The sequence below is a fragment of the Methylobacterium sp. W2 genome, from assembly GCF_020662345.1.
In the GTDB taxonomy this organism is placed as follows: Bacteria; Pseudomonadota; Alphaproteobacteria; order Rhizobiales; family Beijerinckiaceae; genus Methylobacterium.
Genome location: NZ_VMOA01000034.1, coordinates 13160 through 36374, shown reverse-complemented (window position 1 = coordinate 36374; position 23215 = coordinate 13160). Strand labels below are relative to the sequence as shown.

General features: G+C 63.5%; 30 protein-coding genes. 16 read left to right on the top strand and 14 right to left on the bottom strand.

The genetic code is table 11. The features are described 5' to 3' along the window. Window positions 1-288: 288 nt before the first annotated feature. Window positions 289-819, bottom strand: a complete 531-nt coding sequence (locus FPV16_RS18005; protein WP_227439754.1) for a MucR family transcriptional regulator — start codon at window positions 817-819, stop codon at window positions 289-291. A gap of 151 nt (window positions 820-970) precedes the next feature. Between FPV16_RS18005 and FPV16_RS18000 the strand changes: the two genes are divergently transcribed. Next, a complete protein-coding gene (locus FPV16_RS18000; RefSeq protein ID WP_227439753.1) occupies window positions 971-1294 on the top strand; it encodes a hypothetical protein in 324 nt (107 codons plus the stop codon). A 12-nt stretch (window positions 1295-1306) separates the two neighbouring features. Here the strand turns inward: FPV16_RS18000 and FPV16_RS17995 are convergent, their stop codons facing one another. From FPV16_RS17995 to FPV16_RS17970, 6 genes are all read right to left on the bottom strand, one after another. Further along, window positions 1307-1528 (bottom strand): hypothetical protein, encoded by a 222-nt coding sequence (locus FPV16_RS17995; protein WP_227439752.1) that lies wholly within the window; start codon window positions 1526-1528, stop codon window positions 1307-1309. 211 nt (window positions 1529-1739) lie between these two features. Beyond that, window positions 1740-2021, bottom strand: coding sequence for a hypothetical protein (locus FPV16_RS17990; protein WP_227439751.1), 282 nt, complete (start codon window positions 2019-2021; stop codon window positions 1740-1742). A 544-nt stretch (window positions 2022-2565) separates the two neighbouring features. Continuing rightward, on the bottom strand, window positions 2566-2832 hold the full coding sequence (locus FPV16_RS17985) for a hypothetical protein (protein ID WP_227439750.1): 267 nt from the start codon (window positions 2830-2832) through the stop codon (window positions 2566-2568). Window positions 2833-2935: 103 nt separating this feature from the next. Continuing rightward, a complete protein-coding gene (locus FPV16_RS17980; RefSeq protein ID WP_227439749.1) occupies window positions 2936-3343 on the bottom strand; it encodes a DUF3597 domain-containing protein in 408 nt (135 codons plus the stop codon). Between the two features lie 104 nt (window positions 3344-3447). Further along, window positions 3448-4170 carry a thermonuclease family protein gene (locus FPV16_RS17975; protein ID WP_227439748.1) on the bottom strand — a complete coding sequence of 241 codons (723 nt, stop codon included), beginning with the start codon at window positions 4168-4170 and terminating at the stop codon, window positions 3448-3450. A gap of 651 nt (window positions 4171-4821) precedes the next feature. Then, window positions 4822-5301, bottom strand: coding sequence for a hypothetical protein (locus FPV16_RS17970; RefSeq protein WP_227439747.1), 480 nt, complete (start codon window positions 5299-5301; stop codon window positions 4822-4824). A gap of 302 nt (window positions 5302-5603) precedes the next feature. On the opposite strand from FPV16_RS17970, the gene FPV16_RS17965 reads away from it, so the two are divergent. Continuing rightward, window positions 5604-6359: a hypothetical protein gene (locus tag FPV16_RS17965; RefSeq protein ID WP_227439746.1), complete on the top strand. Its 756-nt coding sequence runs from the start codon at window positions 5604-5606 to the stop codon at window positions 6357-6359. 121 nt (window positions 6360-6480) lie between these two features. Here the strand turns inward: FPV16_RS17965 and FPV16_RS17960 are convergent, their stop codons facing one another. Then, window positions 6481-6864: a helix-turn-helix domain-containing protein gene (locus FPV16_RS17960; protein WP_227439745.1), complete on the bottom strand. Its 384-nt coding sequence runs from the start codon at window positions 6862-6864 to the stop codon at window positions 6481-6483. 201 nt (window positions 6865-7065) lie between these two features. Here FPV16_RS17960 and FPV16_RS17955 point away from each other — a divergent pair, with 201 nt between their 5' ends. The 3 genes from FPV16_RS17955 to FPV16_RS17945 all read left to right on the top strand — a co-directional run bounded on the left by FPV16_RS17955 (window position 7066) and on the right by FPV16_RS17945 (window position 9718). Then, window positions 7066-7884, top strand: a complete 819-nt coding sequence (locus FPV16_RS17955) for an outer membrane protein (RefSeq protein ID WP_227439744.1) — start codon at window positions 7066-7068, stop codon at window positions 7882-7884. A gap of 472 nt (window positions 7885-8356) precedes the next feature. Continuing rightward, window positions 8357-9058 carry a response regulator transcription factor CtrA gene (gene ctrA / locus FPV16_RS17950; protein ID WP_227439743.1) on the top strand — a complete coding sequence of 234 codons (702 nt, stop codon included), beginning with the start codon at window positions 8357-8359 and terminating at the stop codon, window positions 9056-9058. Between the two features lie 378 nt (window positions 9059-9436). After that, window positions 9437-9718 (top strand): hypothetical protein, encoded by a 282-nt coding sequence (locus FPV16_RS17945; protein ID WP_227439742.1) that lies wholly within the window; start codon window positions 9437-9439, stop codon window positions 9716-9718. 301 nt (window positions 9719-10019) lie between these two features. Here FPV16_RS17945 and FPV16_RS17940 read toward each other — a convergent pair whose 3' ends face one another. The 4 genes from FPV16_RS17940 to FPV16_RS17925 form a co-directional block, all read right to left on the bottom strand. Next, window positions 10020-12110 (bottom strand): hypothetical protein, encoded by a 2091-nt coding sequence (locus FPV16_RS17940; RefSeq protein WP_227439741.1) that lies wholly within the window; start codon window positions 12108-12110, stop codon window positions 10020-10022. Beyond that, the gene (locus FPV16_RS17935; protein ID WP_227439740.1) at window positions 12110-13939 is read right to left on the bottom strand and encodes a hypothetical protein; all 1830 of its coding nucleotides are present in this window, start codon (window positions 13937-13939) and stop codon (window positions 12110-12112) included. The genes FPV16_RS17940 and FPV16_RS17935 overlap by 1 nt, the downstream gene beginning before the upstream one ends. Further along, the gene (locus FPV16_RS17930; RefSeq protein ID WP_227439739.1) at window positions 13939-14220 is read right to left on the bottom strand and encodes a hypothetical protein; all 282 of its coding nucleotides are present in this window, start codon (window positions 14218-14220) and stop codon (window positions 13939-13941) included. Before FPV16_RS17930 ends, FPV16_RS17935 begins: the two co-directional genes overlap by 1 nt. A gap of 349 nt (window positions 14221-14569) precedes the next feature. Then, the gene (locus FPV16_RS17925) at window positions 14570-15103 is read right to left on the bottom strand and encodes a TraY domain-containing protein (protein ID WP_227439738.1); all 534 of its coding nucleotides are present in this window, start codon (window positions 15101-15103) and stop codon (window positions 14570-14572) included. 158 nt (window positions 15104-15261) lie between these two features. Here FPV16_RS17925 and FPV16_RS17920 point away from each other — a divergent pair, with 158 nt between their 5' ends. From FPV16_RS17920 to FPV16_RS17870, 11 genes are all read left to right on the top strand, one after another. Continuing rightward, window positions 15262-15477 (top strand): DNA-binding protein, encoded by a 216-nt coding sequence (locus tag FPV16_RS17920; RefSeq protein ID WP_227439737.1) that lies wholly within the window; start codon window positions 15262-15264, stop codon window positions 15475-15477. Between the two features lie 170 nt (window positions 15478-15647). Beyond that, complete coding sequence (locus tag FPV16_RS17915; RefSeq protein WP_227439736.1) at window positions 15648-15791, top strand: hypothetical protein; 144 nt, start codon at window positions 15648-15650, stop codon at window positions 15789-15791. 235 nt (window positions 15792-16026) lie between these two features. After that, a complete protein-coding gene (locus FPV16_RS17910) occupies window positions 16027-16431 on the top strand; it encodes a hypothetical protein (protein ID WP_227439735.1) in 405 nt (134 codons plus the stop codon). Next, complete coding sequence (locus FPV16_RS17905; protein ID WP_227439734.1) at window positions 16428-17360, top strand: toprim domain-containing protein; 933 nt, start codon at window positions 16428-16430, stop codon at window positions 17358-17360. The genes FPV16_RS17910 and FPV16_RS17905 overlap by 4 nt, the downstream gene beginning before the upstream one ends. Next, window positions 17351-18934, top strand: coding sequence for a YfjI family protein (locus tag FPV16_RS17900; protein ID WP_319802252.1), 1584 nt, complete (start codon window positions 17351-17353; stop codon window positions 18932-18934). The genes FPV16_RS17905 and FPV16_RS17900 overlap by 10 nt, the downstream gene beginning before the upstream one ends. A gap of 728 nt (window positions 18935-19662) precedes the next feature. Beyond that, entirely contained in the window at window positions 19663-19920 is a 258-nt protein-coding gene (locus tag FPV16_RS17895) for a hypothetical protein (RefSeq protein WP_227439732.1), read from the top strand. 11 nt (window positions 19921-19931) lie between these two features. Then, complete coding sequence (locus FPV16_RS17890; protein WP_227439731.1) at window positions 19932-20228, top strand: hypothetical protein; 297 nt, start codon at window positions 19932-19934, stop codon at window positions 20226-20228. A 71-nt stretch (window positions 20229-20299) separates the two neighbouring features. Then, window positions 20300-21022, top strand: coding sequence for a phosphoadenosine phosphosulfate reductase family protein (locus FPV16_RS17885; protein WP_227439730.1), 723 nt, complete (start codon window positions 20300-20302; stop codon window positions 21020-21022). After that, the gene (locus FPV16_RS17880; RefSeq protein WP_227439729.1) at window positions 21019-21261 is read left to right on the top strand and encodes a hypothetical protein; all 243 of its coding nucleotides are present in this window, start codon (window positions 21019-21021) and stop codon (window positions 21259-21261) included. Before FPV16_RS17885 ends, FPV16_RS17880 begins: the two co-directional genes overlap by 4 nt. Before the next feature lie 91 nt (window positions 21262-21352). Next, window positions 21353-21775, top strand: coding sequence for a DUF5681 domain-containing protein (locus FPV16_RS17875; RefSeq protein ID WP_227439728.1), 423 nt, complete (start codon window positions 21353-21355; stop codon window positions 21773-21775). Beyond that, on the top strand, window positions 21772-22035 hold the full coding sequence (locus tag FPV16_RS17870; RefSeq protein ID WP_227439727.1) for a hypothetical protein: 264 nt from the start codon (window positions 21772-21774) through the stop codon (window positions 22033-22035). Before FPV16_RS17875 ends, FPV16_RS17870 begins: the two co-directional genes overlap by 4 nt. Before the next feature lie 408 nt (window positions 22036-22443). Here the strand turns inward: FPV16_RS17870 and FPV16_RS17865 are convergent, their stop codons facing one another. Together FPV16_RS17865 and FPV16_RS17860 are read right to left on the bottom strand one after the other, a co-directional pair. Continuing rightward, window positions 22444-22623, bottom strand: a complete 180-nt coding sequence (locus tag FPV16_RS17865; RefSeq protein ID WP_227439726.1) for a hypothetical protein — start codon at window positions 22621-22623, stop codon at window positions 22444-22446. Window positions 22624-22796: 173 nt separating this feature from the next. Further along, entirely contained in the window at window positions 22797-23135 is a 339-nt protein-coding gene (locus FPV16_RS17860; RefSeq protein ID WP_227439725.1) for a c-type cytochrome, read from the bottom strand. Window positions 23136-23215: the final 80 nt, after the last annotated feature.

Here is a 23215-nt window from a genome sequence, read left to right as displayed (position 1 = left end):
CTCGCACAACATGCTAAGGGCGGTCACCAATCGTTAACCGTACCCTCGCCCCGGCGCCGTTCGATCCTGGGGGCGCCCCTGTGAAGATGGCACCGCGGTGAGGCTCCTGCCGCAAAACCTCGTTGCATCGACCCTACGCACGCTGGAGGCTGGAGCGACGATTGACGGCCGCAATTCACCGTCGATACTGCCCCCGTTGCCCTGCGGCCTGCCTCAACAGGCCTTCAGGGTGACGGCGGGTCGGGCACGCGCCGCGAGCGTTCGCCCGACCCGCTTTTGTGGCCTAGGTTATTCGGCTGTCGTAGCTTTGCGCGGACGACCGGCGCGCTTCTTCTCGGGAGCAGGTGCGTCTGACATCACCTCAGCCTGCGGTGCCTTCGCGGCCACAGCCTTTGATGCTCCATTTCGCTGCTGCCCAAGGCCAAGCGACCGGGCAAGCTCCGAGCGCTGCGCCGAGTAGCTGGGAGACGTCATCGGGTAGTCGGCGGGCAGGCCATGCTTCGCACGATAGGCTTCCGCGGTCAGACCGCGAAGTGTCAGATGGCGGCGCAGCGTCTTGTAGGACTTGCCGTCCTCGAAGCTGATGAGGTGGTCGGGCGTGATCGACTTCTTGATCTGGGCCGGTGTCGCCTTCTCGATCTTGATACCTTCCGGCGTGGCAGATCCCCCGTTGGCAAGGCCACTGACGGCAGCATGCACGCTGCTCAGCAGGTCGCCTAGGGCGCTTGCTGGCAGAGAGTTGTTTGAGACGTAGGCGGCGACGATATCAGCCGCAAGTTCGATGTGGCTGGTCTGAAATTCGGAGGTCTGATCGGTCATAACGTCTTTCTCTAAGGCTCAGCGAGTGCCCTATAGAGCATTTTTCGGCGCGCCCTCAATAGACTTGGTAACGGATTAAAAATAGATTGACCGAATAGGATGTCTTCGAAGCGGGTCCTGCCGAGCCGGACTGAGAGGCGATAAGCCACAAATGACGGACGAACTCCCGCCCTGGCGCGAGATCACGACGGACGACTATGCGCCCCGCATTTTTACGGACCTGGGATCATTGGAAGCATGGATCGCCTCTTCTGAGACCCTCAGGCTTTTATTGGTTCGTCAGCATGAGGGAGAATTCCGCCTCCGTTTGATCCTCCGGGAAGGCGTCGATCTGAGGTGGGGCCCAACTGCAGACCCGAACTGGCGGTGGGATTACGCTCACGGTCCAGAGCTCGCCCTCGACGCCGCTGAAATTTGGATTGAGCGGGCCAATGGCCGACGCAAGCGCGTGGATCAGATGGAGACGCGGCCGTAGTCTTGGTAAGGCTTAGTGCGAGCCATCAGCCCAGGTGACGGACGACCCCGGCGAGGCCCGCTCCATGGCGTTGAGCAGGTCCACCAGATCGTCAGCATCTGCAAATGGAAGTCCGACTTGCCGAACACCCTTCACCAGAGCGGGGTTATTAGATTTCGTGTCGTAGACCGTCCAGACATTGAAAGTTCGGTCGTCGGGGCGCAAATCGTAGGTGATGTGGTGATAAGTATCCACGTACGCCCCCCTGGTGTCGAGGGGGCAATGTTAACTTAAGTTTTCTCGCCGCATAGCGTATGTTGAGTTTCAGACATTCTCATCGATCCTGCTACAACCACCATCCCCCTCACCCCTTCCCGTCGGGCTTCTTGCGCTCGCTATCCGAGCAAAAAGCCCGGCGCGGACTAATCCGGCCGGGCTAGAAATGCTCAACTACGGTCGCCTACTGCTACATGCCACCGCCGGCGCCGCCACCAGCGCTTCCGGTCCCAGAGGCTCGTGCAGGCTGGCTGGAATTGCCACCTGCGGCCGAGTTCGAGGTGACTGTGTCAGCGCCGGTAGCCCCACGAGAGATCGTGCGTCCCGGTCGACCACCGGTCGTGCTCGTGCTGGTCGTCACGGCAGTGCCGCGCTTCTTGTGTCTTGATCTAGCATCCGCTGCCGTTCCCATCTGAACGAGAACGAGGGATGCGAGTGCCACGGTGCAGGCGGTGAGGGTCAAGGTCTTCATGGATGCTCCTGTCAATGCAGGTGGCAACGCGGAGCCCTTCCCTAATTTCCATGCCTGCTTCGCTATGGCTTTGAGACGAGGAAAAACCCCCGCAACAACTTTCGCTGCGCGGGGTCGGTCATTCAGAGGAGCATCGGGGAGGATAACTTCGGAGAGGGCGAAGCACGGGGCGTGCCGGGGGTTAGGTCTCTCGGTTACCCGAGGCGTCCAACCGAGCGAGCAAGTTAGGGCCCTTCCATAGCTCTAAAGGGCGTCCGTCCGTCATCGCGTGAAGCTGGCGAAACGCTTCCTCCTCGTTGTCGGCTGCAATCTCACGCACTCGTAAGATCCGATCACCGAGGTCTTTCAAATGGGCTCGGTACTGAGGGTGCGGAGCCTCTAATTCGCGGAGAGATGCGAGGTCGACAGACAAACGGCGTTCCTTCAAAACGTTGCGCGGTGAGGCGCAGTACGTATGGGATGCCGAAATTGTTTCGTCCGAGCGTCAAAAAAACCCGCCGCGGCGTGAGCCGGGCGGGGCCTTAGGTTCGCGGTAAACGTAGGATCAAGCAAGGTCGTTCTGCTCCTCAGGATCATCGGGCAGACGCTCGGCCGGATCGATGGTCTCTTGCGTATGGCTACCTTCGATCTTCGGGGTCTTGGTGATTACATGATCCATCGGCACGTTCAGCGGATCCTGTGTATCCGGCGCGGTCGACGGGCCTGCCTCGTCGGTTTGGGACGTTTTCTTCTCGGTCATCGCTTCCTCGCTGGCTTCCTGGACAGGACCAACGGCCGGATGAGACGGATGTTCGAGGCCCCAATAGTCCATCCTCACTCGCAGATGGTTTGGATCTGATCGAAAAACCCCGCCGCAGCGTGAGCCGGGCGGGGTCAGTTGGAACGATTAAGGCGGCTTATGACTTGCCCCTTGCTCAATCCTTTAGGTCGGCCGGCACCTTGCCGCCGTTCTCTTCCAGCTTCTTGATGACCTGCTTGTGCAGCCAGACGTTCATCGTGGCCGAGTCTTCCTTGTCGCCGGTATAGTGCAGCTCGTCCGCGAGCGATTTGCGTGCGCTGAGGCTTGAGTCGATGTCGAGGAGCTTCATCAGGTCGACGATGGAGGTCCGCCAGTAGAGGGTCTGCGGGTTCTTGGCGGCGAGGTCATTCAGCACGGCTTCGACGTCAACGGGCTCGCCCGAGGCTGCCGGGGCTGAGCTGGTGGAGGCCGGTGCGCTGGTGCCGGAGCTGGTGGAGGCGTCGGCGGGAGCGGCCTCGGCGGGGGTGTTTGCGCCGCCGAAGGGGTGGAGGATTTTGCTGACGATGCTGCCGAGGAAGCTCATGACGGGTCTCCTTATCGATGCCTGGCCGAGAAGGGGTGAGGCCAAAGGCGACCCATAAACAGAACTATAGCCAAGCTCGTTCCCCTGTTTGAGAATTTGATTGATTATCCCCGTGGCGCCCGCCACCCGGCTGCCCTCGCTTCATCCTCCGAGCAGAACATGCGCTCGCCGTCCTTCTCGCTAATCCGAGTCCGGTCGTAGTCGCGCGATCCGGGGACGTGGAAGACCTTCTCGCCCTTCCGGCTGATGTTGCCCTTGATCGCGCAGCCGCCGGCCTTGAGGGCCGGCTGCGGAGGTGCTGGCGAGGGTATGGGGCCATCCGGGCCGCCCGGCGCTGCGAACCCCATCGTCATCGCCCGCTCGCCCTTGCGCCAGTCCTCCGGCGCCGTGAAGGAGCCGGCCCATATCCCGAGCTTCCCTGCTTTTGCGGTGTCCTCGGCCGGGACGTAGTCCTCGGAATACCGGCGGTAGGCGATGGCGTGGCCCTGCGCGACCAGCCAGCCGTTCAGGTCCTCCGCGCCCTTCCGACAGACCGCGACGGTGCGCCCGTACTTGTCGGTATCCTTAGGATCGCATGAGACGGGCGTGGAGCTGATCCGGTCGGCCAGCGCGAGCGCAGCAGCCTGCCCGCAGCGGAAGGCCTCTCCTGCCCTTCTATGGCAAAGTTGACTGCTCTCCGGTGCATCGATCCCATGGAGCCGAATGCGGGTGCCGCCGATGTCGAGGGTATCGCCATCGACCACCGAGCCCCGGCCGGTGATCGGCTCGGCCGCAGAGGCAGTGGCAAGGGCCAGGAGGAAGGCGAGGGCGTAGATGATTGAGCGCATAACTTTCTGGAGTATCAAGATGCCGTCGCCCCCAATCTGACGACAGGGGACGACGAGGATCCGGCCTTGAGTTAGTTCCCCCACATCCGACGATGCTGGTACTGACGGCTACCCATCCGTCGGTGCATCCGGCTATGGGTGATCCGGCGGTGCATCATACGACGCTCCATGCGTACCTCAGCAATTGTATTGGTGGGGACCGTCAGGGCTGGCGCAAGGCCAACGACCGCGGCTGACGCCGTTGTAACGAAGCCCACCGTTGCAGAAGCCATAAGCACGGTGGTGGCGATGAGTAATTTGCGCATATTAATACCTTCTCGTGCTGCCATCGCACCGCAGAAATCTGCTGCTAAATGGGTGAAGCGTAGGATGAACGCACGAGCCGGTAATTTGGGCTATGGGAGATCAAACGAGTCTTTTGATTGCCTTTCCTTCATGGAAGACGGTGCCTGTCCCCGGTTGCTGCGGCTACTCTGAGCAAAGCGAGATTTCGCCGCAGCGCCTCGACCTCGGCGTGGGGCTCGCCTGCATCCACTGCCAGCTCGACGCACTGGTCCTGCACCTCCGCGAGTTGAGCGCGCAGCTCGGCGTTCTCGGTCGCCAGGGTGAGCAAAAGCAGAGCGTCGGAAACGGCTGGCCTCCCATGGCGCACTAGGTCGCGGGATACGGCTTCGTATTGTAGTCGAAGCGCGTCACAGCACTGTCCCGGAGATCCTCCGGGTACTGCCCCGCGTAATGGCGGATGGCGATCAGACACAAATCAAGCATGTCGTACTGCCGTCCGTCGTGCTCGATGTGCCGGCCCCCACGGTCATCAAATCGCAGGTCTTCCCATAGGCTGCCGAAGCCCGAGACGGGCCGCTCCGTGTCGGAACCTGCCACCATTGGAGGTGCTTTTCCGTGGGTCGCCTCGCGGTGCTTCGCGGCATTGCACATGCGATCGAGGGCCACGAACGGCAGGCCAAGTGCTGCCTTGGCGTCGGAGCGCGCCGTAGGGCTCAGGTAATCGCCGAGATGGTACGAGACGATACAGGCGAGGTAGCCGCGCCGCCTGTCCGGGGTCGCTACGAACTCCCGAATGGTCGGCTCCACGATCTCGTTCGCGAACTCACGCGCCGTCATCGTCGCCATAGGCCAACCCCTTACCGTTGACTTAACCATCCCGCCCGGCCGACATGCCATGTCCGGCCGCGTATCGCCCTAAGCGAGTCGTGAGCCGGCATCAGGAGAGATCACCGCCGCGAGATAGACCCTGAAACGACTACGGGCCCCCCGTCGCCAAACGAGGAGCCCGCAAAAAATCGAAATGGCCTGTGGTGGCCCGACACAATCCCCCACAAGCCATACGACCCCCTCGGGAGTCAAGCGGGAACGCCAATTCCCGCATCGAGAAGTCGTGCCTTGTGCCTGCCGCGGCCCGAGAGGGACCGAGGATGATGTTTCACGCGACCATGGCCGCCGCCATCGACGGCGCGCGGACGCTTGCGCAGATGGATGAGCTATCGCGCCAGGTCTGGCAGGGGCACGGATCGGGTGCATTGGCCGACGAGGAGGCCCAGGCGCTTGCCGAACGGCTCCACGGGCGCCGCAGCGCGATCCGTGAGGGCATCGTGCCCGTAGGCATCCCTGCCGGCCGTGTGAGCCTGTTCCCGCCCCGCAGGAGCGTCACCAGCCCCGACAAGGCCATGTCGAGGGACAGGCGCCGCCTGCTAGCTTGCTCTGGCCCTATGCCGCCCGCGTTGGCCTCGCGGTTCACCACCGGTCAGCTCGCGGTCCTGCGCATCGTCGCCGATGAGGTAGCCGCCAAAGGCGTGTGCGGCCTCTGTGTCGACGCCATAGCCGCTAGGGCCGGGGTCTGTCGTCGCCTCGCTCAGGGCGCGATCCGTCTCGCCGAGGGCGACGGGTTGCTGACGATTGAGGAGCGCCGCCACGAGGGCAGGAAGAACTCGCCGAACCTCGTCCGCATCATCAGCCGAGAGTGGCAAGCCTGGATGCGTCGCGCCGGCCGCTCCCCAGATCGGGGGAGTGGGTGCAAAGCAATTCACCCCACGGATACAGGGGTTCTAACTTCGGGGAAAACCGAGCCCAGCCCTACCCTAAGAGAGCTGCCGGGACGGCAGGGTCGCCTTCACGCCAATGGCTCGCGAGAATCCAGGCGGACTGCGGAACGGGCGAAAGCCATGCGGTGAGGGTATGCGGTTGTTCGACAAGCCGGACACTGCTCTTCCGAACCGTCTGAGGCTTTGCGCGCGGCCGAACCGTACCGTGTGAAAGAAGAGCGCTTACCGGTCGGACGCGAGGTGCTGCTGGCTAATCGGTCTGCAGGACACTCAGCCGAGATGCGGTTCGCACAATCGACAAGACGTCGCGGCGAAGGTCACTGTCCTCAATGGATGCATAGGCGGCGAGGATTTCGATGGCGCCAGGCTCAGCGAGGAAGGGGAACATCTCGTCCTGCCCCTGGGGCTCACTCTCGCCGAAGAGGGCTGACATCGGTACTTCAAAAAAGTGGGCGATCTGCTGTAGGCGGCCGCTGGCTATTCGATTCTGCCCATTCTCGTATTTTTGGATCTGCTGAAACGTAACGCCAACGACTTGGCCAAGCGCAGTCTGTGACAATCCCTTAGCTTTACGGAGGGCAGCGATGCGCAAGCCGATGGCACGGTCAACGTCTGTTGCAGATTTAACGGTCATGCCGCGTCTCACCTCTGTTCATAGATAATTAATCATGATGACACTTCAAATGCGAAATATTGTTCACGTCTGCTCGTAGCCTATCGCGTCAGCTCTTGGCTGGTAAGCCAGATCTCTGCAGTGTTGCAAGATCGCACTATCGCTACTGGCGCTTTCAGGGCTCTGTGTCGTTCAAATTCATCGCACGGGCCAACGACTTCCATGTTCAAGAAGCTCCTCCTCGCCACTGCGGCCACCGCTCTCCTAGCTGGCGCCGCTTCGGCCGCCGACCTGCCGCGTCGCGCCGCTCCCCCGGTCTTCGTGCCGGTGCCGGTGTTCACCTGGACGGGCGCCTACTTCGGTATCAACGCCGGTTACGGCTTCGACGCCAGCAGCAACAGCGACCGCTACAACCTGCCGGCCAGCTCCGTGCTGAACTCCTACGGCACCTCGGGCGTCCTCGTGCTGAACAACAGCGACAATCACGAGGGCTTCGTCGGCGGCGGCCAGGTCGGCTACAACTATCAGTTCACCCCGGGCTCGGGCGTGGTCGTCGGTATCGAGGCCGATGCCCAGTACACGGACTTTGGTAACAAGAGCCGCACCGTGACCGGCACGTTCACGCCGAACGGTGGCCCGGCCCAGAACCAGGCCGTTCGGATCGCTGGCAATGAGATGAACTTCTTCGGCACGGTTCGTGGCCGCCTCGGCTATGCCTTCGATCGCGTCCTGTTCTACGGCACCGGTGGCTTCGCCTATGGCGACGGTGCCACCGGTGGCGACGATTTCCGCACCGGCTACACCGCCGGCGGCGGTATCGAGTACGCTCTACCCACCGACTCGTTCTTCAATTTCTTCAAGTCGTCGGCTGTGACGCTGAAGGTCGAAGGCCTGTACGTGAACCTCGATCAGGAGAACGGTCGCGGTTCACGCTCCGTCTACAACCCCCGGACGGACGTGCTGTCGCTGAGCAGCACGGCGCGTGAGACTGAGTTCGCCGTCGTCCGCGCCGGCCTGAACTACAAGTTCGGATCTTACTAAGGCTTTTCGCCTTATATCATCTGGCTGAGCATCCCCAGCCCGATCCAGCTGGTCGCTTAGCTAACAGACGCCCTAGGAGCTTCTCCTGGGGCGTTTTCGTATGTGCATCGATCTCATCAGGGTGGTGAGAGGATCTGGTTGGCCAGTAGGCGGACGAGCGCATCCTAATGGCCTGAGCTGGCTCGCACACACTCTTGCCGAACTTCAGGAGGATCGTGGCTGCGGTGCGGGGTCTGTCCCGCTGCACACTGGAGCGAGCACGCCTATGATCAAAATTCTGACGGCGATCCTATCGGTCTTCGTGGTCCTGACGCTGGGGGCCTGCCTTACTGCTCTGATGCTCCCCTTCCGAGCCCTGCGCGGTCTAGTGCGCAGCCGAGCCCTGCCTGCATGAAGCGGATCTTGCTTCAGTATCTTAACGGTTTGTTGCCGACGTCCGGTTAGGAAGTCTCAATCTTTTGAGGACCTTCCCATGCGCGTGCTGCTGATTGAGGACGACGCTTCGATCGCAGCGAGCATCGAACTGATGCTCAAGTCGGAGAGCTTCAACACCTACACGACGGACCTCGGCGAGGAAGGAATCGACCTCGGCAAGCTCTACGACTACGACATCATCCTCCTCGACCTCACCCTCCCCGACATGTCGGGCTACGAGGTGCTCCGCAATCTGCGCGTGGCGAAGGTCAAGACGCCGATCCTGATCCTCTCTGGCATGGCCAGCATCGAGGACAAGGTTAAGGGGCTCGGCTTCGGAGCCGACGATTACCTGACCAAGCCTTTCCATAAAGACGAGCTGGTCGCCCGCATCCAAGCTATCGTCCGCCGCTCGAAGGGCCATGCCCAGTCGGTCATCACCACCGGCGACCTGACGGTGAACCTCGACGAGAAGATGGTGGCCATTGCTGGCAACCGGGTGAACCTCACCGGCAAAGAGTACCAGATCCTTGAACTCCTCGCTTTGCGGAAGAGTACGACCCTTACGAAGGAGATGTTCCTCAACCACCTCTACGGTGGCATGGACGAGCCTGAGCTCAAGATCATCGACGTCTTCATCTGCAAGCTGCGCAAGAAGCTCGCGAACGCCTCGTCCGGCAAAAACTACATCGAGACCGTCTGGGGCCGCGGCTATGTGCTGCGCGATGGCGTAGCCGAGATGCAGGCCTTGGCCGGTTAGAGGATGTCACCCCCGCTTCGCTAGCAGCGCAAGGAAGCTTTGAGCGGTAAGGGGGCTCCGCGTTCCAGCCCCGATGGGGTGGATCATATCGACCTGTCGGCGTTCCCGCTGAGGCAATGGCTTGGGAGCGGACTTTCCCGGATCGCTGTCTGCGATGGACGGCAGACCGGCCAGAATGGCGCGGATCACGGATGATGCGGTGAAGGGCCGAGGGAGTATCGCCCCTCTCAGATTTTCACGCTGTTCCAACTCGACCTGTATTGGGGGAGGCATCCCGCGCCCTGGCCCTGGCCTGACCCCGTTCTTCACCTACGATCCCTCATTTACCAGCCCTTAATCATGATCGCGCCCCATGCTTTCGTAAGCGAGGGCGCCGTGATGGATCTGGACGAGACTCTGAGAAATTTGGCGGCCGACACCCTGGCGCACCGAATGGTGCTCGAAATCCTGGCCGCTCAACTCCTTGCCTCGATCCCGGCGGAACAAAGAGCGGCTTTCGCCCAGAGCGTTGTGAGCGCCGCCGGGCGCATCGACGGCCTCACTGCGAAACCGCGTTCGGAGGAGCGATCCGAATTCCTCGCAGACGTAGCCGTACGAACACAGCAGAAAGTCGACGGACTAATCTCCGATGCCATGGCGCGGGTCGGTAGTATTCCATAGGAGACCGGACACCGGCCGCTTCGACAATGGCACGCAGCCGCCGAACGGCCTCGTCGTCTCGATCCTGTTTCATCGCCTGCCTCATTGCGTCTAATCCGATCCCGCGCCACCTTGGGGCTATGTCCCGCTGGTTGTTCGTCGCCCTCGCTCTGATCCTGTACGTCGCTGGCATGGCGGCGCTGTTGTGGGTGGCCAACCTGCTGATTACGCCGTTCCTGGACTTCCTTTACGGGACGGTCGGCCGAGGCGGCGCATGGGCCATGTTCCTCGCCCTACTCGCCGCCACCGGCCTCCTCGCCCTTTACCTCCACAGACGTGACGGTATCGCCGCTGGCAAAGCAGGGCGGAACCGTTCTCCCTGAGACTGTGTGAGCGATTGCGTCAGGCTGTTCACCAGAGCGTCGATGCCACCGGCCCGCTGGGAGGCGTTCAGGCGCATCCCGAGGGCGTTCAACAGCGTGTCCATCGGGTCGCCTGTGTAGACCAGCGCCTGCGCCAACTCGCGGTTCCTGGCGACATCTGCTGCCCTACCCGCCGCATTCGCACCGAGTTGAAGGCCCTTGACGCCATAAGCCATGGCACCCGCCTGCGGCCCGCCGACGATCCCCGCCACAGCAGGCATGACGTCTGAAGCCTTTGGCTTGAGATCCCGAGGAGCAACATCGGCCGCTGACTGCCGACGCATCTCCGTCATCGAGTTGTCCACGATGCGATTGCGGGTTCCGTCAAAGGCGGCCTCTCGCTCGACGGCCCCGATCACGTTGGCCGTAGGCTCCTCGCCGAAGACGGTCCCGAGACGGGCACGGTTATAATCGCCTTCGCCCTTGATCGCTTTCTGTAGCGCCACGCGGTCGTTGGCTGTCGTTCCAACGAGACGGTCCACTTCAGCCCGCAGGCCAAGCCGCTGTGCGTCCTGTACGGGCTGAGCCATCGCGGCGGTTTCGGCGGCGAGTTGGGCGGGACGCGCTGCCTCTCGCCCGCTGTTGAGCAACGTCTGGCCGTTGTCGAAGGCATCACGCTGGCGGAAGAACAACTCGGCGTTTCGGTTGGCCTGCTCGTAGCCAGGCACCTGAGCCTGAAGGGCGTCGTTCAACTGTGCCCTCGTGGCCGAGAGCGCACGCAACTCGCTGCCGGCCGCCGAACCCTGCTGGTTCTGCACGGTCGCGATCATCGCGTCCAAGGCTTCCTTGGCGTTGTGAAGGGCTTCAGGCCGGCGATCCGGGATCATGGCGCGGCCGACACCCGGAACGTCTCCCTCCGTGTGGAGGAGCCCCCAGGCACGCCGCAGAGCCGCTTCAGCGCCGCCCTTCTCCTGAGCGCCCATCTGTCCGATCGTGTTGAGAACGCCGCTGGTGTCCACTTCCACGCGCTGGGAAAGGGCATTGCGATAGAGGGGTGGGATCTCGCGCTGGTACGCCGTGTCGATCCCGGCATGGAATGCGGCCGGATCAGTGGCAGGGCCGAGGTTGCGGCCGACATCATCCGCGAGACGCGCGTTGGCACCCTGCGCCCTCGCGACCAGCGGGTTCATGATCGTCTCGCGGGTGTCGGGCAGGACGGCGAGGCCCTGTGCCCTACCCTCGAACGACGGCGAGGCGTCGAGGAGCATGGCTTCGGGGCCGAGGTTGTTGAGGTTGCCGCGAACCGCATCAAGACCACCCGCGTTGCGAAGGTCGTCGGTGAGCTTGCCCGCCGCAGAATTTCCGAGGCCGGGCACCTTAGCGTTTCGTGCCAAAAGGTGCTCCGACAGAAGCCCGGCGGTGCGGCCTACGGCTTGACCGAGGAAGGGGGAGCCAAGCCCCCCAACGTACCCAAGAGCGCCAGCCTTCAACGCTGCATCGACGTCACCGCCCGTCCGCGCCGCCGAGTCCGCCGAGTTGAGCGCCGCCCCTGAGAACGCCGAGGCCAGCGCCCTCACCGGCACCGAGGCCGTACCCGCTCCGAAGGCCGCAGGAGCCGCCGCGACGAGGGGCAGGGTGCCGAGCGCGCCGCCTGCCACCTCGCCGGCCGTCGTCGACCACGGGTTGGCCTTGGCGGTGCCCTGGCCGAAGGCTTCGACCCGCTTCAGCTCGTCGGCATAGGGCTGGCCGCTTTGGTAGGACCGGACGGCAGCGATCCCCTTGTTCAGCCCGCCCGTGATCGAGGGGCCGATGACCGGGATGCCGTTGATGATTCCTCGACCTATCGCGGCGGCACCATCTCCGGCCATGCCGGCGGCAGGATAGTCCGTGACGTCGGCCGAGGGCGTGGCCTCGTGCAACTTCAGGAGATCCGCGTCGGAAAACTTCGATAGATCCCAGGCCGGAGCCGCAGACACGGGATTGGGAGCCGGAGCTTGTGTCTGCTCCGAAAGCTTCAGAAGCTCCTCATTGGAAAGCGTGGTCAGGTCCATCAGCGCAATCCCCTACGGCGAAGTTCGGCGTCAATCGCGGATCGATCCGGCGCGGCCATCCTGCCTGAGCCCGTCTGGCCGACAGGCTGGGCGGTCGAAGCAGCCGCGGCGGCCGGGAACAGCGGGTTCTTGGCCGAGTAATCAGCGAGGACATCGTCGAACCCGGCATCGATCCGGCCGTTGCGCTGGCCGGCGTACTCACGAGCCAACCGAGCCACTTCCTGCTGGCGCTGAGCCAGAGAGCGAGCGACGCCGATGAGTTCGAGGTTGCCCTCCTTCGTGCGGGAGAGGCCAGGGGCAACACGACCGAGATAGTCACGGTCGGTGTTCGAGATACCAGGGCCGAGCGAACCGCCGAGGCTGTCGAGAACAACCTTGTTGGACAGCGCCTCGAAGACCTCAGTCGGCTTGGTGAAGCTGGCATCCTTGACGCCCAGCGACACCATGAGCTGGTTGGCCTTCTTCAGACCCTCCGCTCCGACGCCGGAGTAGAAGTTGGGATCACGGGCTGCCTGCTCCATTAGGGACAGGGTGTTAATGGTCGAGCCGGCGTTCCGGCCCTTGGTGGCAAGATCAAGCTGGTACTCGCCATAGCCCTTGCCGACCGTCGCATCCTGGGCCTTCTCACCGCCCATATTGATCGTCTGGCCGCTCGGATTGACTGCCGAGAGCTTGCCCTTGCTGTCGCGCTGGTAGGAGCCGGTAGGGAGGCCGAGGGACACACGCTCGGCTTCAGGAACCTGCGCGTACGTGTCGTCGGGCTTGCCCGCTGCCGTGCCCTCTGCCGAAGCCTGATTTTGGCGACGGAGATAGTTCGGATCTTCGGGGCCACCCACGACTGGCGCGAGCGTTCCGTCCGAACGCTTCTCCCATCCGAACTTGGGCTCGACCGGCGCCGGGACTGCCGTCTTAAGCAGGTTGTTCAGCGCCTCGGAATGGCCGGCCCCCGAAGCCGAGATGGCAAGATCCACCTTTTCAGGAGCATGGCCGGCCTGGATGAGGCTGGCACGGGTGCTGTTGTTGGCCGCCGTCTCCCGTTGAACCTTGCCGGTCTTCAGCGCTAACTCTGCGCGAGCGAGATCGGACACGGCCCGTTGCACGTTGTACTTTTGAGCGTTTTGGAAGCCAGCGTTAAGGCCAGGGCCAAAACCCTTCGTGCTCATCAGGCCCGTGCCGAGACCAATGAGGGTATCGCCCACGCCGCTTTCGCCGAGCTTCTGGAAGAGGCTCCCGAAGCTGAAGCCGGGGGCGCTGGAAGCTGCTGGTTGCGCCGTCGGCGCTGGCATCGTGCCGGAAGCAGGAATGGCATCGGCGGCGGGCATGTCGGCCTGAGCCGTAGCGCCAGGCACCAAGCCGAAGTTGGGCCGGACGGGAGGCAGGGGCACCCGCACATTCGGCATCGGTGCATCGTCCGCGAGAAATTGGGGCGATGCGGTCGGTGCCGGGACAGGCTGCGCCGAAGCGCCGAACGACAGGGGGCGAGGAGCCCGAGCGGGAGGCGCCTGCGGGACCATTCCCGTCTGCGCCTCGGCCGCACGGGTCGCCGCCTCGTTCTCGGCCACGAGAGGATCGTAGCCCATCCCAGGCGGGCGGGTCGGCGGCATCGGGGCCGCGCCCGCCTGCGGAGGCAGAGCACCCGGCACCGAGGGGGCGCCGAAGAGTGATGCGCCAAATCCGAAAGGAATCGACGGCGCCGGGGGCTGGCCCTGATCCGGGGGCGGCATCTGAGGGGCGCCAGAAACACCGGCTTGCTGAGCGAGCAGACGCTTGATGTCGTCGGCCGAGAGCCCTTGAGGCACGCCAGGAGCTGCGCCGAAACCAAATGCCATTACGAGATCCCTTCACATTCGAGCACGATCCGGCGGACCTTCATCCACTCCTCCGCGCGGCCATGCAGTCGGGCCTGGACGAAGGCGAGCATGTCGCACTCGTCCTGCGGCCCGTTCGCCTTCAGCAAGAAGAGGCGGGCGGAGCCGATGTTCTGAGCGGCCTGGACGTTCTCGGCGGCGTAGGCGGCATATTCCGCTGCCATCGCCATCCGCTGATCGGATGGGGCAGAGGCCACGACGCTCTGGTCGGTGCCGGGGGCGGTTTCTTGAGGCTGATCCATCGGCGCCACCTACCCGTGAGCCAGGGCGCGAGGGGCGCCAGCACATGAAGGGTGAGAGGCGGACGACACGGTAGGGCGAGGAGCACGTTCGACTAGAACGCGCCGAACCCACTCCGAAGCCGAGGAGCCCTCACGCGCGGCGGCGGCGTCGATGGCCGCCCGCAGCTCGGCATCCGTGCGCATTGTGAACGTGATCGGATATGTACGCATGAACGCCCTCCGTTGCTGTTATCGACAGTAACATTCGAGCTCATTGGCGGTAATACCGGGAGCAAAGCCTCGTTTCTTGTCTGGTCTTGTTTGTCCCGATGGGCCGGATTGGTCCGACTTATTCACGAAATGAAGCGGTCTATTCTATGTCCTTATCCATGGGATCGGCGGGCAAGCGACGGCTCATGTCCGATTCCTTTCCACCCGGCGCCATCGGCAGAGCCCAGCCATGCTTCCGCAGGGCGTTGTAGGCGAACTGCTCAGTCATCTCGCGGTAGATCCGCTGCTCGTCTTCAGTCTGAGCGAATTGGCTCAGGTACTCGGCTTCGCTGTAGTCGGTGCCAAGAACGAATTCACAGACCCGCGAGACGGCACGACGCACATAGACAAGCGTCTGCCAGTCACTCGTGAAGGGCTTGCCGGTGGTCCCCTCTATCCATCGGATCGTCGTCGCGATGCATTGGACCAGGGGCCGGGCGTGAGAGGTCTCGCCAACCAAGGCGACGTACAAATCATCCTGATCGAAGCTGCGCTCCAGTCGAAGCTCGACCTCCTGCGCCAGTGACCGCCCGTTCATGGAGGCGGCACGCTCCAGACGAGACCGCCCCTCTTCCGAGAGGCGCACGCTCATCGTCGCCCGGCGACCCTCTCGTTCCGCAGCTTTGACGGCCATTCCATCCACTCCTGTTTCGGGGGTTCTGTCCCGCGCGGTTCAGATATCAATCCAAGGGCTTGAAAAAGCAATCCACTCCGGCTATTCCGGTGTGGTGCATATTTCAAGCCGCACGGGGCGCAGTCCTTTGCCACCCCGTCTGACTCGGAGGGATTGGCATGCCGACGATGGATGAAGTTCGGAAAAGACTGACCGACGGCAAGAACGTGCGAGCCAAAGTGATGGCCGATGCGGTCGGGATGAGCCTGTCGGCATTCTACGCGGCATGCGAGCGCGGCGACATCGAGACCATCGCCATCGGCCGCACGAAGCTGATCCCAGCGCACGAGGGGATGCGCCTACTCGGCATCAAGCCGGAGCCCATCGCCGCCTAATCCGCCGCTGGCGGGATCTGGCCCGCCGGCATCCGCAGCAGCCCCGAACCCGAGTGCAGACAAAAGTCGGCCCCGCACAAGCAGGGCGCTCGCCGGGGCCGAATAAAGTTGAATTTGGTATGGCACCCCATAGAGCAAAACCTGTCCGGCGGCAATTGCCCGCCGTCCCGATGGCGTCCTTTGACGGGCCATCACCCGCTGAACTTCGCGCCCATCGCATCCTGAACCGCGTCAGCGTCAGCCGCGAGGTCGCCGAGCAGATCGCGAGCCTCGCCTACGGCTGCATTCCCGAGAAGTGGGAGCGGCGAGCTTGACCGCCCCCGCGCAGATCCTGCGCCCCCCTCCCGCCGTTGACGACATGACGCTCGACGCAATCGCCGATGCAATGGCGCGGGCTAGTGTCTTCTCAGAGAGCGCCGCCCGCTTCGCCGCGCTCCACGACACCCGGTCGATGGCCTTCGCCATTCGGTCGGCCGCGAGCTGCATCCATGCCGCCGCCGAGTATTTAGACGCCGCCGCCGGCGCATCCTCTCACCCGGGGAGAGTGGCATGAACCGCCCCCGCACCATGAAGCGCATGACGGCCGAGGCCGACGCAATGCGCGAGTCCGACCGACTGTTCTTCGAGCGGTTCCCGCATCGGCAGCACCGCGTCCGCCGGCTCAGCAAGGCCGAACTCGCTCAGTTCGAGGAAGCCACCGGAACGACGCTCCTCGTCCCGAGCCAGGCCGACGCCTTGTTCGTCATCATCAAGAACTTGGCGCCCGGTGTCCGGCTCCGCATCCACACGTTGGGTCCGGCCGACGAGACTGGCGACGACGCGCCCGAGGCGATGGTCGCCGCCCTTTGGAACCGGAAGGCCGCCAGCAACCCCTTCCTGCTCAAGCAGGAGGCCCACATTCAGAAGGCCATGCGCCTGCCGGGCGGTCCCCTCCACGAGGGGGGCGCTGCATGAACGGCCCCACCCTCATAGAAATCGCCCGCGCCGTCCCAGGTGGGAAAGTCAGCGGAAATCAGGTGCTCGCTCCAGGTCCGGGGCACTCCCACAAGGACAAGAGCCTGTCCATCCGCCTCTCGGCTGGGCCGGACGGGTTCGTGGTCTACAGCCATGCCGGCGACGACTTCCGAGATTGCCGAGACTATGTCGCCGACGCGCTTGGTCTGTCGTCAGACCGGTGGCGAGCCGGCTCCCATGCCCCCGATCCCGAGGCTATGGCCGCGCGCCGCAGGGCTCAGGAAGAGGCCAGACAGGCGGAGGAGGCTGAGACTGCAGCAAGGCAACGGCGAGCCCTCGCCATCTGGAACGCCAGCCAATCGCCCGCCGGGACCATCGTGGAAGCCTACCTCGCGAGCCGGCGCTTAGCGCTTCCCGGGGAGATCTCGGGCGAGACTATTCGCTTTCACCGATCCTGCCCGTGGGACACCGGGACCGCCCCGGCAATGGTGACGCTGTTCCGCGACATCATCACGGACGAGCCCCGCGCCATCCACCGCACAGCTCTCACCCACGAGGGCAAGAAGGTCGGCAGGAAAATGCTCGGACCTGTAGGTGGCTGCGCCATCAAGCTTGATGCGGACCAGACGGTAACGACGGCCCTCGCCATCGGCGAAGGGATTGAGACGTGCCTTGCCGCCCGCCAGCTCGGCATTACGCCGACATGGGCACTCGGTAGCACGACAGGCATTGCAGCGTTTCGAGTGCTCGACGGCATCGAACGACTGCAAGTCCTCGGAGAAAACGACGAGACCGGCGCCTCGGATCGCGCCTGCAACGACGTGGGCGCCCGCTGGCACCGCGCCGGCCGATCCGTGGAAATCATCACCCCGAAAATCGGCACCGACCTCAACGACGTGGTGATGGAGGGCGCAACGACATGGGAATGAACCATTCCTCTGCCGAAGACACCAGCCGAGTGCATCGTCGATCATTCACGCCGCCTCCAGAAGGGAAGGCGGGCAGAGGGCCTTACCCGCAGGCGGTGGATAGGGACCATCTTGAGATTGCGCCGGCCCTCAGCGCCGAGACCGTGTTCCCAGTCCATGCCCTCCCGCCCTTGATGAAGAGCGCCGTCGAGGCGTTGGAAGAACACATCCAGGCCCCCCGGTCGATGTGCGCTCATTCGGTTCTGAGCGCGGCCATGCTGTCCTGCCAGGGCCTCGCCGACGTCGAGGTTCAGGGGCTCCCTACCCCTCGCCCCCTGTCCCTGTTCATGCTGGTTGTTGCGGTCAGCGGCGAACGCAAGAGCGCGTGCGACGATCTCGCCCTCCTCGCCGTCAGTAAGCACGAGGCACAGCTTAGAGCCGAGTGGGATGAGGAGGCCCGCGAGTACAAGGCGACGGACGCCGCCTATCAGGCTGAAAAGAAGAAGATCGAGCGCGACGGCAAGATCACCCACGAGGAGCGTCTAAGCCACCTGCGCGACCTCGCTGAGCCGGTTGCGCCCCTGATCCCGGTCATCCGCGCGAAGGAGGCCAACCTTGAGGGCCTACTGAACGTCCTGCAACACGGCCGGGCAAGTATCGGAATTTTCACCTCAGAAGGCGGCCAGTTCCTCGGCGGCCACGGGATGGGCGACGACGCCAAGACCCGAACCATCACCGGCTTGTCCGAGCTATGGGACAGCGGGTCAGCCCAGCGCGTTCGCTCGCGAGAGCATTGCTTCCTCAACGGCCGGCGCGTCGGTATCAGCCTCGCCGCCCAGCCCAAGGTCGCCTCATCCCTCCTTAGCGACGAGTTGGCGAAGGACCAGGGCTTTGTCGGCCGCTTCCTCGTCGCTATGCCGGATAGCACTATCGGCAAGCGGCAGATCCGGGGCAGCGACCCGCTCGGAGATCACAGGCTGATGGGCTTCCATCGGCGATGCGGCCAAATCCTCCGGTCGCCCCTGCCCCTGCGTGACGGCGCCCGGAACGAGCTTCAGCCGCCAACGATCGGCCTAGATGACGAAGCGTGGCACGTCTGGCAGGCCATGGCGCAGGCTATCGAGGACGGGTGCAAGCCCGGCGGCCCCTGGATACCCGTGAGATCCGCTGCCCTTAAGATGGCCGAGAATGTAGCCCGGATCGCCGGCATCCTCGCTGTATTCGAAGATCCGACCATTATCCGGTCCCGCGGAGACATCTCCGGCGATGTGATGGCCGCCGCCGCGGCAATCGGCATGTTCTACCTTCAGGAGGCCCTACGCCTCACAGGCCACGCGATCCTCGACCCAGAGATCCGCGCGCAGAACGAGCTGGCCGAGTGGCTGACGACGGACAAGGATTTCGGCCCCGGCAAGCTCATCTCACCCAGCATCATTCAGAAGCGCGCCCCGAACCACCTCAGGACCAACGCAGCGACCGTGCGTACCCGCATCGAGGCGCTTGTGAGCTTCGGACGCCTGGAGCCGGCAGGCCGCAACGAGATCGGGGGCCAAGCCTATCGCGAGACCTACCGCATCACCGCAGAGGGGGGCTGATCCGTGAACGACCTTCCCATGTTCGACCCCTTCAAAGCCCTCGCCGAAGCGAGAAAAGCACGCGGAACCGAACTTCCGCAGAAACTTCCGCAACCGCCTGCGGAAGTAAACCGCGAAATAGATCAAAGGCTTAGCCCCACTTCCGCAACTTTCGCAGCTTCCGCAGGGGGGCTCCGTGAGCCTCAGGACTTTCGCACTCCCTTATTAAGAAAGAAAGAAAGATTTTACTCAATCTTTTCAAGGACATGCGAGGAGCACGACACGCTCGCGGACCATCAAAGCGGGCACGGTTGCCATACCCATGCGGAAGTTGCGGAAGCTGCGGAAGTTTCCCTAAGTAACTGTGATCGCAAGGTTTCTCACAAAACACCCCCTGCGGAAGTTTTGGGGCCATTGCTGCGGAAGTGGCACGAAGGGGTTGCAAGGCTGTCTCCGGGCCAGCCGCCATGTCCGGGTTTAAGTCTCACCGATTGGTCCCGCACCTACTCTAGCGCCCTCGCCTTCCTCGACACGTTCGGCGCCCAGGCCGAGGCCCTTGGCTGGCAGACGAGCGAGTTATGGGGCGTGCATCCCGAGCGCGGGACAATCCGAGTGGATCATTGCGGCGCCCTCCTACTCACCGCCGGCCATGTCCGCGCCATCACGGCCGATACGATCGCATTCGAGCGAACCACATTCCGCAGGAAGGTAGGAAGCTATCAGGGCATCCCAGTCTGGGAGTTCGGTCGATGATCCCCGCCGCCGACGCCTGGGGGCCTTTCGCGCCGGGTCTTCCCGAAGCCGAGCGCCGAGCACAGCTTCGCGCCTTGCGAGCCTTGTCGAAGGTCTATGCCGGTCCCCGCGCCGCCGCCCTCTGCCAGCTCCTCGCGCAGGCCGAGACCGACACCGCCGCCTTAGAGCCCGCGAGCCGCGCGCTTCATCACCTCGAACCGCTCGACTGGCGCCGGATCTTGAGCAGCTTCGCCAATCTCTCTGCATCCGCCTGAAAGGAGCCGACATGCAGACCGAGATCACCTGCGCCCCGCCGCAGGGCTCACCGCTCGCCCCGATCCTGTCGAGCCTTACCGGCCTCGTCGTCGCGATGGAGGCGCACACGGCACCGAGCCCCGCCGCCACCGCCTTTCACCAGGCTATCCGCAGGAAGGGCGATGAACTCGCCCAGATCGGCGGCATCGAGGTTCTAGACTACGCGCTCGTCTTCATCCGTGAGCAGGCTTCGAGCCCAGCCAAGGCCGGCCATCGAGAGGCAGTCTTAACGGAGGCGTGGACCGGCCTCGCGGGGTGGCGAGTATGACCCAAGGTCTCGACACTCTAGCGGCCACATCTCGCGAAGCTCTCGCCGGCATCTTCGCCCGCCACGAGCGCGTGTTCCTCGCGTTCTCCGGTGGCAAAGACAGCCTGACCGTCGCCCACCTATGCGAGCCTTGGGGGGATCGCCTTACCCTGCTTTGGTGCGATACCGGCCACATGGCCCCGCACATGAGCGACTTCGTTCAATCACACCGCGAAAGGTTCAGCCTCATCAAGGTTCAACCTCAACGCCCGCTCATGGATCATTGGGCCGAGCATGGCGCCCCGGCCGATCTGATCCCCCTGGAGCATTTGGAAGGCGTCGACTGGCGGTACCCGCGCCTTCAGCCCTGGTCGGTCTGTTGCGGCACTCATCGCACATGGCCTCTCGTGGAGTTCCTGAAACAGCAGTCCGCGCCGTGTGCCTTTCTCGCCGGCCAGCGCCAGCAGGATCAGGGCGCCAACGTCACCGGCATTCGCGGATTGATGCCGGGCCACGTCGAGTTCGGGTTGCCGCTATGGGGCTGGACCGATGCCGACGTTCTCGCCTTCGTCGCTCAGGAAGGCATTCAGCTTCAGCCGCACCATGCGACCTGCGGAACGTCAATCGAATGCATCATCTGCCCGGCCAATCTTTCGCGCGAGAAGATGAACCTCCTCGACCGGCATTACCCGGCAGAGGCGGATTTCGTGCGCCGACTGGCAAGCCACTCTCTCGGTCTCGCCGCCGCCAAGGCCAACGAGATCATGGGCGTAATCAACGGCACCGGAACCGCAGAAAGAGAGGGAGTTCGATGAGCCCACGCGAACAAGCCGCCTACGCCCGAGGCGTGAGAGAGGCCCGCCAAATGGCGATGATCGCCGCCGTCACCATCGAGGCCCGCGACGACCACCGCGAGGTCCGCCAGCAGGCCGCAGCCGCGGCCCTTCACGGACTGGCCGAGGGGTTGAAGCAGCTCCTGCCAACGAAGACAGGCGCCACCCTCTTGCCGAGCAAACCCCTGCTTCAGGATGCACTTAGCTCCGATATGCGGTAATCATGATGGGCCGAAAACCTGAAAGCCGGAGTTCCGGGTTTGCTGATCTCCCGCTGATCGAAACAGCGGCGGCGGCGCAGGAAAGTAGACGATGACGAGTCGAGGGAAGCCATTTCAGAAAGGGCAAACGGGGAACGCCGCCGGCCGCCCAAAGGGCAGCCGCAGCCGATCTGCGCTTGCCCTGGAGGCCATCCTAGAGGGCGACGCCGAGAGCATCGTCCGCAAGGCCATCGAGCTCGCCACCGACGGCGACACGCAGGCCCTCAGGATGTGCCTGGACCGCCTCATGCCGGCCCGGAAGGACCGCCCCGTACAGTTCGACCTTCCCGTGATCGAGACCACTGCTGACCTCCCCAAGGCCACGCAGGCCCTCCTACAGGCTGTCGCTGCCGGCGAGCTCACCCCGTCGGAGGCCGCCGACATCTCGAAATCCGTCGACGCCCACGTCCGCGCCATTGAGGCGACGGATCTGCATGAGCGCCTTGCCCGCCTGGAGGAGATGACCCAGCCATGACCTCGAAAGTGATGGACCTCCGCCTCCGCAAGCTGGAAAAGGCAAGGAAGGCCAACCGCTTCGACAACATGTCGGAGGAGCAACTGAACGAGGAGATCAACCTCTACCTCGTCGAGGTCTGCGCACCGTACGGCACCGTGAACGCCATGGCCGAGGCGCTGAAGGCATCACCTGATCGCCTGGACCAGGAGGTCGCTGGGCACCTCGAATGGTACATCGGCTATGTGGGCGAGGAGCGAGCGGCGGGGCGGATGGGGTGAAGCAGCGCTCCGCGCACGGAGCATTTGCACGGCCGCCTAGCGAGCCGGATGACGATCAATCGGCATCTTGTTCTATGTGAAGAATGCCCAACCGCCGGGCGACCTCGGCCGCAGCCGTGCCACCCGCTTCCAGGGCATTTGCGCGGTTCGAGAATTCCGGGCGAGAACGAGCAATCAGGAACCGATCAGTGCCGCAGTAGATGGTCCAAGCCCATTCGCATGGCCTTACGCCAATCGCTTCGGCCTGGACCCTGAGGGACGTCGGTTGATCGTGAGGCATGGTTGGCACCGTGCCATGGACGGTAGGCAGCTTCAAAGCGGAGCTACTCTCCGGTCTAGGGCCTTCTTTACAATGACCGCGTTTCACGATGAGCCGTACAGGCCATTCTACAAGTCCCGCTTCAGGCCTTAAGCCGCGGATTGAAGTGCGTTAGCTTCACCCTTGGCCGTATCGTTGTGATGGATGCTTGCGATCAGGAGAGCGCGTTGCGTCCGCATCGTTTTCAGAAACTTCTCGATGTCCATCAGGTCAGCGCGGGCCTCGTGGGGGTTTTGGTCTTCGGCCTCAAGAAATGCGATATGAATCATCGCATTGATCCTTCGGTCCTCACCTCTAGCAATGAGGCTTCCTAAAGCAGCGAGACCGTCCTGTGCCACTTGAGTCATCATACCGCCCACCTCTTGCAGGCGGGCTCAGTTGTTATGGTTAACGATTGGTTAACAAAGTGCCGTAGGCGCGCAAACGGTGTAAGGGGCTCATCTCACCTTTCTAGGCTTGTAAGGTATCGGATCACGTCCTCGACTTGGTTGGGATCGAGCTTGAATTCTGGCATGCTAGGATGACCCGTTCTGATACCTTCTGCTAGGGACTCTGCAAGATCGGTCACCGGATAGCGAGTATGGAGGTCGCGGAACCGAGGTGCCTCGGCAAGCGGACTTTCGCCTATGCGACCAACTGCGTGGCAGCGAGCACAATGAACCTGCACGTAGGTGTGTCCCCGCCGGACGTGGACGTCCTCAGCCGCGTCAACCGACGTGACCGTGACGCTCAGGCCCGCGGAAAGGATTGCTGCGGCCAGGGTTGAGGCAGGGTAGCGCATGGAGGTCTCCCGCAAATGGCTCGCTCACAGCAGACGTTTCGGATAGCTCTCTCTCAAGCGCAAGCCTGAGCTGAGCCAAT

Bases quoted from the DNA above. Each gene is read 5' to 3' on its own strand.
- FPV16_RS18005 (WP_227439754.1), bottom strand. From the start codon at position 819: ATGACCGATCAGACCTCCGAATTTCAGACCAGCCACATCGAACTTGCG.
- FPV16_RS18000 (WP_227439753.1), top strand. From the start codon at position 971: ATGACGGACGAACTCCCGCCCTGGCGCGAGATCACGACGGACGACTAT.
- FPV16_RS17990 (WP_227439751.1), bottom strand. From the start codon at position 2,021: ATGAAGACCTTGACCCTCACCGCCTGCACCGTGGCACTCGCATCCCTC.
- FPV16_RS17985 (WP_227439750.1), bottom strand. From the start codon at position 2,832: ATGGACTATTGGGGCCTCGAACATCCGTCTCATCCGGCCGTTGGTCCT.
- FPV16_RS17980 (WP_227439749.1), bottom strand. From the start codon at position 3,343: ATGAGCTTCCTCGGCAGCATCGTCAGCAAAATCCTCCACCCCTTCGGC.
- FPV16_RS17975 (WP_227439748.1), bottom strand. From the start codon at position 4,170: ATGCGCTCAATCATCTACGCCCTCGCCTTCCTCCTGGCCCTTGCCACT.
- FPV16_RS17970 (WP_227439747.1), bottom strand. From the start codon at position 5,301: ATGGCGACGATGACGGCGCGTGAGTTCGCGAACGAGATCGTGGAGCCG.
- FPV16_RS17965 (WP_227439746.1), top strand. From the start codon at position 5,604: ATGATGTTTCACGCGACCATGGCCGCCGCCATCGACGGCGCGCGGACG.
- FPV16_RS17960 (WP_227439745.1), bottom strand. From the start codon at position 6,864: ATGACCGTTAAATCTGCAACAGACGTTGACCGTGCCATCGGCTTGCGC.
- FPV16_RS17955 (WP_227439744.1), top strand. From the start codon at position 7,066: ATGTTCAAGAAGCTCCTCCTCGCCACTGCGGCCACCGCTCTCCTAGCT.
- ctrA (WP_227439743.1), top strand. From the start codon at position 8,357: ATGCGCGTGCTGCTGATTGAGGACGACGCTTCGATCGCAGCGAGCATC.
- FPV16_RS17945 (WP_227439742.1), top strand. From the start codon at position 9,437: ATGGATCTGGACGAGACTCTGAGAAATTTGGCGGCCGACACCCTGGCG.
- FPV16_RS17940 (WP_227439741.1), bottom strand. From the start codon at position 12,110: ATGGACCTGACCACGCTTTCCAATGAGGAGCTTCTGAAGCTTTCGGAG.
- FPV16_RS17935 (WP_227439740.1), bottom strand. From the start codon at position 13,939: ATGGCATTTGGTTTCGGCGCAGCTCCTGGCGTGCCTCAAGGGCTCTCG.
- FPV16_RS17930 (WP_227439739.1), bottom strand. From the start codon at position 14,220: ATGGATCAGCCTCAAGAAACCGCCCCCGGCACCGACCAGAGCGTCGTG.
- FPV16_RS17925 (WP_227439738.1), bottom strand. From the start codon at position 15,103: ATGGCCGTCAAAGCTGCGGAACGAGAGGGTCGCCGGGCGACGATGAGC.
- FPV16_RS17920 (WP_227439737.1), top strand. From the start codon at position 15,262: ATGCCGACGATGGATGAAGTTCGGAAAAGACTGACCGACGGCAAGAAC.
- FPV16_RS17915 (WP_227439736.1), top strand. From the start codon at position 15,648: ATGGCGTCCTTTGACGGGCCATCACCCGCTGAACTTCGCGCCCATCGC.
- FPV16_RS17910 (WP_227439735.1), top strand. From the start codon at position 16,027: ATGAACCGCCCCCGCACCATGAAGCGCATGACGGCCGAGGCCGACGCA.
- FPV16_RS17905 (WP_227439734.1), top strand. From the start codon at position 16,428: ATGAACGGCCCCACCCTCATAGAAATCGCCCGCGCCGTCCCAGGTGGG.
- FPV16_RS17900 (WP_319802252.1), top strand. From the start codon at position 17,351: ATGGGAATGAACCATTCCTCTGCCGAAGACACCAGCCGAGTGCATCGT.
- FPV16_RS17895 (WP_227439732.1), top strand. From the start codon at position 19,663: ATGATCCCCGCCGCCGACGCCTGGGGGCCTTTCGCGCCGGGTCTTCCC.
- FPV16_RS17890 (WP_227439731.1), top strand. From the start codon at position 19,932: ATGCAGACCGAGATCACCTGCGCCCCGCCGCAGGGCTCACCGCTCGCC.
- FPV16_RS17880 (WP_227439729.1), top strand. From the start codon at position 21,019: ATGAGCCCACGCGAACAAGCCGCCTACGCCCGAGGCGTGAGAGAGGCC.
- FPV16_RS17875 (WP_227439728.1), top strand. From the start codon at position 21,353: ATGACGAGTCGAGGGAAGCCATTTCAGAAAGGGCAAACGGGGAACGCC.
- FPV16_RS17870 (WP_227439727.1), top strand. From the start codon at position 21,772: ATGACCTCGAAAGTGATGGACCTCCGCCTCCGCAAGCTGGAAAAGGCA.
- FPV16_RS17865 (WP_227439726.1), bottom strand. From the start codon at position 22,623: ATGATTCATATCGCATTTCTTGAGGCCGAAGACCAAAACCCCCACGAG.
- FPV16_RS17860 (WP_227439725.1), bottom strand. From the start codon at position 23,135: ATGCGCTACCCTGCCTCAACCCTGGCCGCAGCAATCCTTTCCGCGGGC.